This is a genomic window from Paenibacillus sp. PvR133, from assembly GCF_017833155.1.
Classification (GTDB): Bacteria; Bacillota; Bacilli; order Paenibacillales; family Paenibacillaceae; genus Paenibacillus; species Paenibacillus polymyxa_B.
Window position 1 is genome coordinate 4169843 of sequence record NZ_JAFIBS010000001.1, and the last position, 13207, is coordinate 4183049.

The following is a 13207-nucleotide window of genomic DNA, read 5'->3' on the forward strand; positions in this document are numbered from 1 at the left end:
TAGTTCAAGAAAGGGGGTGTAATGGTGAATTCAAGAACTAGCGAGTCGGATCAAGCTTTCCTGAGACGTTGCCTGTCTTGCTGCATCGCCACTATCTTTAACCATTCAAACTTCAAACTTTTTTCTTTTGGCAGAAGAAAGATACCTTAGTTCTTCTCGATATTTCGCCACGGTTCTGCGTGATAAATGCAAACCTTCCTTTCCCAGCAGGGTAGTAATAGCCTGATCCGATAATGGTTTTTGCTTGTCCTCATCATCTATCAAATTTTTGATACGCTTTTTTGCACTCTCCGATGAAGCAGCATCTCCGTCCGCTGACGTCAAGGAGGAAGTAAAGAAGAATTTGAGTTCGAACAATCCGCGAGGCGTCTGTATAAATTTATTACTGACCGCCCTGCTGACCGTGGATTCGTGTAAGCCCGTCTTTTCGGCAATCTCCTTTTGGGTGATTGGTTTGAGGAAAGACACGCCATGCTCAAAAAAATCCTGCTGCTTTTCCACAATGGCCTTGGCAACCCGTAGAAGGGTCAGCCGACGTTGCTTCAGGCTATTGATCAGCCATTTTGCCGTATTCATCTTCTCATGGATAAAAAGTTTGGTTTCACTATTCGGTAGATCCCGCATCATTTGCTGGTAAAAAGGGTTGATCTCAACCCGCGGCGCACTAATGTCATTAATCAGGACAAGATATTCGCCGTTGGCTTTTTCGACCGTGATATCTGCTATGATGTATTGCTGCTCTTTATGAGCAAATGCTGCGCCCGGGCATGGATTTAGCTTGCGAATTCGATCGGCCATCTGTATAACCTCTCGCCTACCGATTACAAGAGCATCCGCAATTTTTTGTATCCGATTGTTTGCCAGATCAGCCAGATGGTTGCTTACCATTCTGACTATGCATTCATCATCCATGCCAGCAAGCTGGAGCTGGAGAAGAAGACACTCTTCCAAGCTGTAAGAGGCGATCCCCGGTGGATCAAAACTCTGTATCACCAAGAGCATATCCTCAATTTCGGCTATGGGAACGTCCACTAGTGAGGCGACTGTTGGAACATCAAGTTCTAAATATCCCATTTCGTTCAAATTGCCAATGAGGTACCGTGCCACCATACGCTGTGAATTTGTAAGCCCACATACCAGTCCAAGCTGCCTGTTCAGGTGTTCAAACAGGGTATCATTCGGGTTGGGGACAAAGTCCAGAAATGTAACGGGGGTTGCTCGCTGGACCGATGGATATTTTTCTCCGCCACGATAATGTTCAATCAGCTCTCCTTGATCTTTCTGTGAAAACTGCTCTGCTTCTTCTTTGATACCGCCAATGGACATATTAAACTCCGGCAAATCAATGACTGGATTATTGTTCGCCTGTTCATGCAGAAAGGATATTAAATCAGCCGAAGAATATTGCAAGATCGTGATTGCTTGTCGCAGTTCGGGCGTCATAACCAGCTTGAATCCTTGTTCCTGTTGTAATCCATATCGTATCATTGACTTATTCAAACTCCTTTTCCATACATTTCCGGCACAAATTCACAGTCAGTCATTTATGAAAGATCTACTTCTCTAAGCCTATGCAATTCTCCTGCCTAGATGTTAACGTTCCCGAGTAATTTTATCTGATAGAAACGATTCAAAACAAGCCAAAGCTTGTCGTAATAAGTAACAGTTATTATGTGTGTTGTATTTTTGGTTATATACACTATCTTTCTTGTATACTCATTCATTGAATAACAAAATACACTGGAGCTGGAGGAATCATTTATGGAAACTTATAAAATTGTCTGCATTGATATTGACGGGACGCTGCTTAACTCGGCGCATCAAATCACGAAAGCAACCAAAGAAACCATTCTCCAGGTTATAAATGATAAGCAGATTCCAGTGGTTCTTGTCTCTGCGCGAATGCCAAAAGCAATTATTCCATTGCAGAAGCATCTTGGTATTTCGGAGCCTCTCATATGCTACAGTGGGGCACTTGTTATAGATAAACACGGGAACAAGCTGAACACCCGTTATATAGATAAGAAAATGACACAGCGTTTGCTTGACAGCCTGGCTGCCTATGATCTTCACGTAAGCCTGTATAAGGATGATGAGTGGTATATTGAGCAATTGGATGCATGGGCGCTTCAAGAACGTGACATCACCAATATCGAGCCTCGCATTTATAGTTTTTCTAAGCTTACCAATGGTTGGAGGGAAGAGACTGATGGAACCAGTAAAATTTTGTGCATGGGTGATCCCGAAGAGATCAGACGCGTCCTTCAAGTATTGCGACCCGTATACGGCGAAGAAGTAAATCTCTACTTATCCAAGCCTACTTATCTGGAAATCATGTCAAAAAAGGCTTCCAAAACCGCAGCCATTCAAATTCTGCTAAAAGAGTACCAACTGAAACAAAGCGATTGTCTGGCTATTGGTGACAACTACAATGATATCGACATGCTGGCCTTTGCGGGACTTGGCATTGCCATGGAAAATGCTCCCCTTGAGGTCAAAGCTGTTGCCAACACCGTTACTCTCTCGAATGACGAGGATGGAGTAGCTCATGCGCTGAAAAACCATATTCTGTTCCCTAAATAAGCAGGTTGAAATCAATTTCCAATGACTGATTCAGGCTGGAGGAATACAGGTGAAAAGAATAGATAAGATTTTAGAGTATATTGCCGAAAGCACCAAGAAAATTTCCAAAGAGGCTTTATTTGCGGGGGAAGGGATTACGGCTGCGGAAATTGCTGATGATCAAAAGATGTTGAGAAACAATGTGAGCAAAGAGTTGAATAATCTGCTGCGTGACGATCTAATCCTTAAAATCAAAGGAAGACCGGTCAGATTTCTGCACAAGCAGATTATCGAGGACACCTTTCGGGTTCGGCTGAAAGAGAAACAAATTGAGGTCAAAAGCATCAAAGAGGTATTGCTGCCTGACGAACAGGTCGATCCTTTCCATGCCTTGATCGGTTTCAGGGGCAGCATGCGTAACCAGGTTGAGCAGGGGAAGGCAGCGATTCTGTATCCTCCTAGAGGTCTGCATACCCTGATAGTCGGGCAGACGGGTGTTGGAAAAACTATGTTTGCCAGGTTGATGTACCATTATGGCAAGTATATGAAGCGGTTTTCAGAGCATGCGCCATTTATCGTTTTTAACTGCGCTGATTATTTCAATAACCCCCACTTGCTACTTTCCCACATCTTTGGTCACGTTAAAGGGGCGTTTACAGGCGCTGATCATGAAAAAGCAGGGCTGGTGGAGAAAGCTGACGGAGGCATCCTGTTTTTGGATGAGATTCACCGTTTACCCCCGGAAGGCCAGGAAATGATTTTCTATTTCATGGATACTCACACCTATAACAAATTGGGCGAAACGGATCGAAAAAGAGATGCGAGTGTGTTATTGATTGGAGCTACGACGGAGGATCCCGGATCATCCATGCTAAAAACCTTCATTAGGCGCATACCCATCACAATCAATATCCCTTCCCTTCAGGAACGTGCTATTGAGGAGCAAATGCTGATTTTGAAGCATTTGTTTGCTAACGAGGTCAATAGGGTAAACAAGCCGATTAGGATTGAACCAGAGGTAGTAAGAGCACTGATCGGCAGCGTCACCTACGGCAATATCGGCCAGTTAAAGTCGAACATCCAACTGGTATGCGCTAAAGGTTTTTTAAACAGCATACATGAAAACAAAGAAGAAATAGGACTTGATTTTAAAAACCTGCCGGGAAATATCCGAGATGGTTTGTTTAATATTGATAAAACGCAATATAAGATGAAGGAAATCGGATGTATTTCCTCGTGCCTATACATTACTCCTGAAGGAAGAAAAGCTTTGGAGGAAGAGGTTGTTTCCGAGCTGCCGTTTAACCTTTACAAACTAATTGAAGACAAGATTGGCATGCTGAAGGAAGAAGGGCTAGACGACGCCTACATCCACAGATTTATTGCTACGGATGTCAATATCCATATTAAAAGCTTTTATAACCGTTTTTATAAAACCAAGGGGAGCAGGGAACGAATTCTGAAAATTGTGGACAAAGACATCCTTGAATTCTCCGAGCAGATTAAGGAAATGGCCAAAAAGGTACTAAACCGAATTTACAGCGAGAGATTCGTGTATGCTTTCAGTCTTCATTTAAGCGCCTTTTTCAAGCGCACCAGAGAGAAAAAATACGGTGATGCACGAATCTATGAACCGATGAATGAACATGATGAAGAGTACAGACTGGCCCAGACTATCAAAAGTTTGATCGAGTCTAAGTTTGGTGTACATGTACCGGAGGCCGAAATAACTTATATGGCGATTCTTCTGAAATCTGTTGAGGAAGAACGACAGGGTAGTGTGGGAATTATAGTGGCAGCACACGGTACCAGTACAGCGAGCAGCATCGTCGGCGTCGTAGACAGCTTGCTGGGCAGTTCTAATCTTTGTGCTGTTGATATGCCCCTCGATGTCAGTCCTAGGGAAATTTTGGAGCTTATTATCGATAAAGTAAAGAGCATTGACCGTGGTAGAGGCGTGTTGCTGCTGGTTGATATGGGCTCTTTGCTCAATCTTGAAGAAACTATTATGGAACGTGTTGGAATCAATGTAAAGACTATTGATATGGTTTCAACTCCGCTCACGCTGGAGGCTGTCCGAAAGGCCAGTGTTTTTGACATGGGGATAGAGGAGATATACCAATCGCTAAAGGATTTCAGGGGATATAACAATAGCAGCGCCGCAGTGAAAGTAGTTCATAAGGCAATTGTGACGGTTTGCTCCTCCGGCAAAGGTGCAGCGGTCAAATTGAAAGAGTTTGTAGAGAAAGTTGTCTGCGATTTGACGGATGAGGAGATACTGGTTGTCCCGGCAAACGTAAGAGAGTTGGATAAAGTGGTCCAGGATATGCGGTCTAAGCGAACAATTCTTGCCGTGATTGGAGTAAAACGGCCAAGCGAGCCGGAAATCCCGTTTATTCCCTTGGAAAAGCTGATTGAAGCGAGCGGTGAGCAGACATTGAGAGAGCTACTGCTGAATAACAAGCAGATCCCTGCTGTGGATCAAAGTGTAGTCGTCAGGGAGTTATGCGAGGAAAGTCTGAAAGAATTTATGACTTATTTGAATCCCCACAAAATTCTGGGAATGGTGATGAGATTTGTGCAAGAGCTGGAACTTGGATTAGAAGTCAAATTTGATTATGCAACAAAAGTCCAAATTTCTACTCACACAGCTTATGCGCTGGAACGTATGGTTATTCGCGATGGACTTGTTTATCAGGGGGAAGTGAAACAGCTCGACCAGCACATATTCGAGGTGGTAAACCGTTCATGCAGCATATTTGTTTCTGGTATGAATCTTATACTTTCTGAAGACGAAAAATATTATATTTGCGAAATGTTGAGCGAAGTATATAACTTTATTCCACAGTAATGGCCAAAGAGTATAAAACGCTTTCATATGTGTATGAAAGCAGTGGAGATTGATAAATAATGATCTGTTCAGACTGGAAAAAAACCTCCGACGCAACGGGGGTTTTTTTGTTGTTTACAAAATTTCCTCTGATCTATACAGAAGTTTGGCACAGAACTTGCATCATAGATATGTGGAGAGAAACAAAGGGGGTGAGACAGATGATCGGTGTAATTGTTGGGACACACGGGAAATTTTCTGAAGAAATACTGAGGTCAACAGAAATGGTTTTCGGCCAATTGGATAATGTGGCAGGTGTTACGTTTGAACCAGGTGAAAGTGTCAGCGGACTTGTAGAGAAATATAAGGCTGCGTTGGCATCGCTGGATTGGACGGACGGTGTTATCTTCCTTGTTGATCTATTCGGCGGCAGTCCTTATAATGCTGCCAGCCGAATTGCAGTTAACCATGAAAAAATGGATATTGTGACAGGAGTAAACCTGCCAATGATCGTTGACCTTCTTGCAAACAGAGGAATTGAACAAGTGGAGAATTTGGTAAATTTAGCGATCCATGCAGGGCACGATTCCATGATGTCTTTTCGTGCCATTCGAAACAGTCAATTAGAGGAGGAATTATAGAATGGAAATTGCATTAGTTCGTATTGATGACCGTCTGATTCACGGTCAGGTGGCGACCGTTTGGGTGAAAGAAGCGAAGTGCAATAAGATTATCGCCGTTAGCGATGAAGTCGCAGCGGATACATTACGCAAAACCTTATTGCTTCAGGTGTCGCCGCCTGGAATTAAGGCGTATGTCGTAACGATTAACAAAGCGATAGAGGCTTATAATAACCCCAAATACAGTGATTTTAAAACATTGTTTCTCTTTACCAACCCTACGGATGTACTGCGGGTTGTGGAAGGGGGAGTACCCATCCGCTCGGTGAATGTTGGAGGAATGTGTTTTAAGGAAGGAAAGACGCAGATTACCGGGGCGGTATCCGTAAACCAACAGGATGTAGATGCATTTCGAAAGCTGCATGAAAAAGGCATTGAGCTGGAAATCAGAAAAGTAGCCAGTGATCCGAAAATCAACTTGATTACCAAACTGCAGGATATGTGATCGTAAATACCAGGCGGCAACTAGAGAGGAGTTATAGAAATGACTGTTTTTCAAATTGTAATGGTAACACTGGTAGCGGCCATATGTGGCATGGGTAGCGTTCTAGATGAAGGGCAAACCCATCGTCCTCTGATTGCGTGTACGTTGATTGGCCTTGTCCTTGGCGATCTCAAAACTGGCATTATACTTGGCGGTACTCTGGAATTAATGGCTTTGGGATGGATGAATGTAGGAGCATCCATGGCACCAGACGCTGCTCTAGCCAGCGTGGTTTCAACCATTTTGGTCATCGTCGGCCATCAATCGATCGGCGCCGGAATTGCCGTTGCGATTCCAATTGCAGCCGCCGGACAAGTGCTTACCATTTTTGTCAGGACGATTACTGTCTTCTTCCAGCATTTAGCTGATAAGTATGCGGAATCTGCAAATTTCAAAGGAATTGAGCTATGTCACTTTATTGCCTTACTTTTGCAAGGTCTGCGCGTTGCTTTGCCCGCTGTTTTGGTGGCAGTTGCCGCAGAAACGGGCCTGGTGACTGCTATGCTTAACGCAATTCCGGAGGTTATCACCAGAGGACTACAAATTGCGGGCGGCTTTATCGTAGTCGTAGGGTATGCGATGGTCATTAATATGATGGCAGCCAAATACCTGATGCCATTCTTCTTTCTGGGCTTTGTCATTGCAGCTTTTACCAGCATTAATCTGGTTGGTTTTGGGGTCATTGGCGCGGTTCTGGCTCTGCTTTACATCCAGCTGAGCCCAAAATACAACCAGCGTAATGAGAAGATGGAAGAAATTGAAGAGTTATAGTAACTACCTGAAGGGAGAGGAGAGCACTATGAAAGAAAAGAAGCTGACTAAAAGTGATTTAAATAAGATGTTTGTCCGTTCATGCTTCCTGTTAGGCTCGTTCAATTTTGAGCGAATGCAGTCGATCGGTTTCTGTGTCACCTTGATCCCTGCGATTAAGCGGCTGTACAGCAAGAAAGAAGATCAAAAAGAGGCATTGAAAAGACATCTGGAATTTTTCAACACTCAACCGTTTATCTCGGCGCCTATTATGGGTGTAACGGCTGCGATGGAAGAGCAGAAAGCAAGCGGCCAGCCGATTGACAATGCCACCATAAGTGGAGTCAAAGTCGGTTTAATGGGACCCCTTGCGGGAGTGGGTGACCCCATTTACTGGGGGACTTTACGCCCGGTTCTGGCTGCACTCGGAGCCTCAATCGCCTTATCCGGCAGCCTTGTCGGACCGATTCTTTTCTTCCTTCTCTTTAACACTGCACGCTTGGCAACGAAATGGTACGGTCTGAAATACGGTTATCACAAAGGTACGGAGATTGTCTCCGATATGTCTGGAAACCGGTTGCAAAAACTCACGGAGTCAGCCTCCATACTGGGGCTTTTCGTTATGGGCGCACTTGTTTCCAAATGGACCACCCTGAATGTGCCGCTGGTGGTATCAAGATATGTGGGAACGGATGGAAAAGAGGTTATTACGACCGTTCAGATGATTTTGGATCAATTGATGCCCGGACTTTTACCACTATTATTGACATTTTTATGTATGAGGCTACTGAAAAAGAAAGTGAACGCAATCGCTCTGATTTTTGCTTTATTCGCGGTAGGCATTATTGGGTACGCATTTGGTGTTTTGGCTTAAAACGTGCCGGTCAGGGAGTTATCCTTGGCCGGACCTCGTCGGATTTTTGTGACCAAAGCAGCGTAAACATAAGAAATTGAGTTATAGAGATAAATGTAAACGCTTTATTTGTGACGTTAAGAATAACACTAGGTGTTCAAAATATTAAAAGAGGATGTGAAAGATGGTGAAGAGGAAGTTAAGTATGCTGCTTATTTGCTTTATGGTATTTAGTTTACCATTAACTCCCGCCTTTGCAGCGGATCTTGGTTATTACGATGAACCTTACCGTAATCAGATTCATTTTTCGCCTGAGGCTAACTGGATGAACGACCCGAATGGAATGGTTTATTATAAGGGTGAATATCATCTTTTTTACCAGTATCATCCTTATGGGACGAAATGGGGACCGATGCATTGGGGGCATGCGGTGAGCAAAGACCTTATTCATTGGAAACATTTACCGATTGCGTTGTATCCAGATGAAAACGGTCAGATTTTCTCGGGAAGTGCTGTGATCGATTGGAACAATACAGCAGGGTTCGGAAAAGAAGCGATGGTTGCGATCTTCACTCATTCCGGGGATAACGGCCAGGTTCAAAGTATTGCGTACAGCTTAGATAGAGGCAGAACCTGGACCAAGTATGAAGGAAATCCGGTAATGCCGGATCCCCCGATATCGGATTGGCGAGACCCTAAAGTATTCTGGCATGAAGACTCCAGACAATGGGTGATGTCTTTGGCCGCAGCGAATAAAGTAATGTTGTATACTTCCCCCAATTTAAAACAGTGGACCTATGCAAGCGAATTTGGTGAAGATAATGGAATACAGGCCAACAGTGTGGATACCACTTCGTACGCTATGTCTTCACAGGAAGGCGGTTCATTCACCTATGAGGGAGATATTACCCTTAATAAAAAGAATGGCAGGGAAGGCTCAGGAGGTCTGGTTTTTCGTGCTGACAAGAATGCGAAAAACGGTTATGTCGTCAGCCTGGATGCCAAAAATGATGTCGTTACTTTAAATAAGAATGTCGATGGATCGAATACAGAAATTGCAAGCAAGTCTTTAACCCTGGGAACCTCATCAACTTACAACGTGCAGGTAGACGTATATGGTCATGACATTCAGGTGTTTGTAGATAATCAGTCTGTAATTAAAGAAACGGATACTGAATTTGATTATGGTTATTACGGTCTGACCGCCTGGAATTCAACAGCTTCCTTCCGAAATGTGAATTTCAAGAACACCTCTAACTTTGCAACCAATCTATCTAATTGGACAGCTGTAACCGGTCGGTGGGAAGATACCATGGAGGGGAAAAACGGTACATCTGCAGATGATGCTTTTATCATAAGTGGTAAGACTGGGGACAACTTTATATATAATGCGATTATAGATTTGTCAGAGGGAGGAGATGAAACAGGATCACTTGTTTTCCGGACGGATGCTGATGCGAAAAATGGATATATGGCGAGTATCGATGCTTTAAACGATAAAGTGAAAATTGTGAAACTGGAAGACGGGAATAAAACGGTTCTGGCTGAAACCACAGTAACGCTGGATACTTATCAAAGTCATGATTTAAAAGTGAGCACATTTGGAACAAATATAAAGATGTATCTGGACGGAAATCTCATTCATGATATCGATGATGCAACCTTCCTGTCCGGCCATTTTGGATTACATCTTTTGCACTCTTCTGCGATATTTCAGGATGTTCAACTGGGTAGAAATATCATGACCGATGAGAAAAAAATCATCAATCATGATTTTGAAACAGGCGATTTAACCGGATGGACGGTGACCCAGGGTGATACTTTTTCGGATGATCATGTATCCAGTGAAGCGACTTATTGGGGTGGACCCTTCGGACATGAGGGGAATTATCACTTGTGGGGATATTCCAAGCTTCACGAGGGAGATGAAGCAACGGGTGAACTGCATTCCTCCTATTTTAAATTAAGCGGATCCGGAGAAATCAATCTGTTACTAGGAGCAGGCGATGATGGCGACAATACCTATGTATCATTGGTCAGAGCAGCCGACGATCAAGAATTGATCCGCCAGGCCAATATAAAATTTAATGAAGAAAAATATTCAAAATACGTATGGGACGCGTCCAAATATATTGGTGAAGTATTATATATCAAGGTAGTAGACCATGCCAAAGATGGTTACGGTCATATAAATGTTGATGATGTTAATGTTTATAATGAAGGGACCATATCGGATAAAGTTGACCAGGTTGCAAAAGAGCCGGAGAAAACAGATATGAAACAAAGCGGTCTCCTCACAGATTGGTCCGCTGTTTCTGGACAGTGGATTCCTTCCACAAACGGCAGCATCGGAGGAGTATGGGAATGTCCTACGTTAGTCGAATTGCCGGTTGATGGCGATCCTTCAAAAAGAAAGTGGGTCCTACAGGTAAGTATAAATGATGGTGCTCCGGCAGGCGGATCGGGCATGCAGTATTTTGTAGGCAGCTTTGACGGTAAAACGTTTAAAAATGAAAATACTTCCGATAAAGTGTTATGGACTGACTATGGCGCTGATTTTTATGCTGCTGTGGATTGGAGTGGAGTAGAAGGGAAGAATGGTGAGAAATATTGGCTCGGCTGGATGAGTAATTGGAAGTATGCCAACGATACACCCACCTCAACGTGGAGAAGTTCAACAACACTGCCGCGGAAGATGGAGCTCACTCAAACCACAAAGGGTCTACGTTTAAAACAAACCCCTATTTCGCTAAAAAGCATTCGTGACAGAGGGGATCGTATATCGTATACCAATAAAATGATATCGGGTAACAGCCATCTTCTTTCTAATTTATCAGAAGATACATTTGAACTGATCGCTTTGTTTGATGTATCGGATACTAAGGCAACAGAATTTGGCTTCAAGATCCGTGAAGGAAGTGAGCAATATACTACTGTCGGTTACGATGTCTACAACGAACAATTATTTGTAGACCGGACTCATTCAGGAGATTTCGATTACGGAAGTAGTGTAGTTGGCAAGCATGAGGGACCATTACAGGCAAAAAACGGCACGGTTAAATTGCAGGTAATTGTTGATAGATCAGCTGTAGAGGTGTTCGGTAATGATGGTACGACCGTGATTACCGATCAGATATTCGCGGATTCTGCAAGCAAAGGATTAAAAATTTATAGTAAGGGCGGAAATGTGAAGCTGAAATCTTTGGACCTATATCCTCTAAAGAGTGTATGGAAAGAAAAGAACTCTTCTTTTAAATCAAACTTATCAGGTTGGACCATCGTTAACGGGAAGTGGGCGGACACCATTCATGGAAAACAGGGACAGAGTAAGGGAGATGCTTTCATAGTATCAAAAGTGACCGGCAGGAATTTTGTATATGAAGCCAATATAAACGTGCCAGTTACAGATTCCCACCCCGGTAATTCTGAAAAAGATTTGATAGATAACTCCATTGGAGCAGGTTCATTGGTTTTTCGTTCTGACTTAACTGCAAAGAATTCGTATGCAGCAAATGTTGATATAAAAAATAATATTGTAAAATTAATTAAATTTGTTGATGGAACCGGATATGAAATTGCGACATATAACAATGATGGAAAACTGGATTTACAGCCAAATACAGATTATCATCTCAAAGTAGAAGCGCAAGGCGACATCACTAAGGTTTATTTGAACAATAAATTAGTTATAGACACAAAAGATCAAACTTATAAAGAAGGAAACTTTGGTCTCAATGTATGGGATACAACGGCTTTTTTTAATGAAGTTAAAGTGAAACTAAAACATAAAGATGAATGATTAAAATCAGGCTAAGTGTAAATTGACTTAATGCAACCACTCTATTTGTATAGGCTTGGTTGCACAATTTTTGGTACTTCGCGAATAATTTTTTCTTTCATTTGCGATATAAAAGTTTTCATTTTCATCGACCAAGCTTTTCGTCATTCATTGGAAGGTGCCCTGATCAGCAGCATCTTTCCAATGAACGACGGATCTCTACATAAAAAGATGTCCAGCGACCTTAGAGATCGTCGGACACCTTTGCAGTTCTTACGTTCCTTGATTCAACCTTGCGCTACGAAACGATTAACTTCTTCCAACGACGGCAAGGCTGCAATCGCTCCAACTTTAGTGCACACGATGGCGCCAACTTGATTGGCAAGTGTCACAAATTCCTGCTGCTGCTTCGCGTTAGAGGTAAATGCCTTAGGCTGACTCAACTGGCTGATTTGATACAGCATTGCTCCGACGAAGGCATCTCCGGCACCAGTAGAGTCGATCGATTTGACAGCAATGCTGCCGACTAACGAACGGGAGGCACCACTTGAGATGAGGGTTCCTTCTTTCCCTAAGGTAACTGCCACCGTCTTGGCTCCCAACCCATGCAAAAGATCCAATGAAGCATCGCGGTCAGCCAGCCCTGTAATGATGTTTAATTCCTCTTCGCTTACTTTTACCAAATCCGCATTGTGTATTCCTCTTCTGGACAGTGTGATAAATTCCTCCTGCCTGTCTTTCCAGAGGTCCCCCCGGTAATTGGGATCAAAGGAGGTGAATTGCCCGTTGGCCTTCGCTCCATCCAATAAAGACAAATACGCTTCTCGGAAAGGATCGGCGAGCAAGGCCGTTGCCGAGCCAAAATGCAGAATGGCTGCCTGCCGGGTCCATTCTCTATCAATGTCCTGCAGAGACAGTTGACGGTCAGCTCCGCGGTTGAACACGAAATCCCGTTCGCCGTTAGAGGCAAGGGAAACAAAGGCCAGTGTAGTCGGCGTTGCCGGATCAAAAAGGAGCATGCACGTATCCACATGCTGCTCATCCAGAGTTTGCTTCAGGTACATGCCAAAGGGATCAGCCCCGACTTTCCCCAAGAATGACGCTTTTCCTCCGAGCTTGGCTACGGCTGCGCTTACATTTGCGGGAGCGCCGCCGGCCTGCTTGGAGAAATGCTGACCCTTGGCAAGATTAACATCAATATCCGTGCAGAAAAAATCAATGAGCAGCTCGCCCACACAAAGAACCGTTCTGTCATTTTTCACTTTGATTC

At 43.6% G+C, this 13207-nt stretch carries 9 protein-coding genes; 7 read left to right on the forward strand and 2 right to left on the reverse strand.

Annotation, left to right across the window (positions count from 1 at the left end; translation table 11 throughout):
* Positions 1-105: 105 nt before the first annotated feature.
* On the reverse strand, positions 106-1488 hold the full coding sequence (gene rpoN / locus JOE49_RS18120; RefSeq protein ID WP_209942263.1) for an RNA polymerase factor sigma-54: 1383 nt from the start codon (positions 1486-1488) through the stop codon (positions 106-108).
* A gap of 273 nt (positions 1489-1761) precedes the next feature.
* On the opposite strand from rpoN, the gene JOE49_RS18125 reads away from it, so the two are divergent.
* From JOE49_RS18125 to JOE49_RS18155, 7 genes are all read left to right on the forward strand, one after another.
* Positions 1762-2583, forward strand: a complete 822-nt coding sequence (locus JOE49_RS18125) for a Cof-type HAD-IIB family hydrolase (RefSeq protein ID WP_028541258.1) — start codon at positions 1762-1764, stop codon at positions 2581-2583.
* Positions 2584-2632: 49 nt separating this feature from the next.
* Positions 2633-5413, forward strand: coding sequence for a sigma-54-dependent transcriptional regulator (locus JOE49_RS18130; RefSeq protein ID WP_209942264.1), 2781 nt, complete (start codon positions 2633-2635; stop codon positions 5411-5413).
* A gap of 200 nt (positions 5414-5613) precedes the next feature.
* On the forward strand, positions 5614-6033 hold the full coding sequence (locus JOE49_RS18135; protein WP_013309476.1) for a PTS sugar transporter subunit IIA: 420 nt from the start codon (positions 5614-5616) through the stop codon (positions 6031-6033).
* A gap of 1 nt (position 6034) precedes the next feature.
* Positions 6035-6517 (forward strand): mannose/fructose/sorbose PTS transporter subunit IIB, encoded by a 483-nt coding sequence (locus JOE49_RS18140; RefSeq protein ID WP_160790381.1) that lies wholly within the window; start codon positions 6035-6037, stop codon positions 6515-6517.
* Between the two features lie 39 nt (positions 6518-6556).
* Positions 6557-7327 (forward strand): PTS mannose/fructose/sorbose transporter subunit IIC, encoded by a 771-nt coding sequence (locus tag JOE49_RS18145; protein WP_023988666.1) that lies wholly within the window; start codon positions 6557-6559, stop codon positions 7325-7327.
* 28 nt (positions 7328-7355) lie between these two features.
* On the forward strand, positions 7356-8180 hold the full coding sequence (manZ, locus tag JOE49_RS18150) for a PTS mannose transporter subunit IID (RefSeq protein ID WP_209942266.1): 825 nt from the start codon (positions 7356-7358) through the stop codon (positions 8178-8180).
* Positions 8181-8343: 163 nt separating this feature from the next.
* Positions 8344-11958, forward strand: coding sequence for a GH32 C-terminal domain-containing protein (locus JOE49_RS18155; protein ID WP_209942268.1), 3615 nt, complete (start codon positions 8344-8346; stop codon positions 11956-11958).
* Between the two features lie 266 nt (positions 11959-12224).
* On the opposite strand, the gene JOE49_RS18160 is transcribed toward JOE49_RS18155, so the two are convergent.
* Complete coding sequence (locus tag JOE49_RS18160; protein WP_209942270.1) at positions 12225-13199, reverse strand: carbohydrate kinase family protein; 975 nt, start codon at positions 13197-13199, stop codon at positions 12225-12227.
* Between the last annotated feature and the right edge of the window lie 8 nt (positions 13200-13207).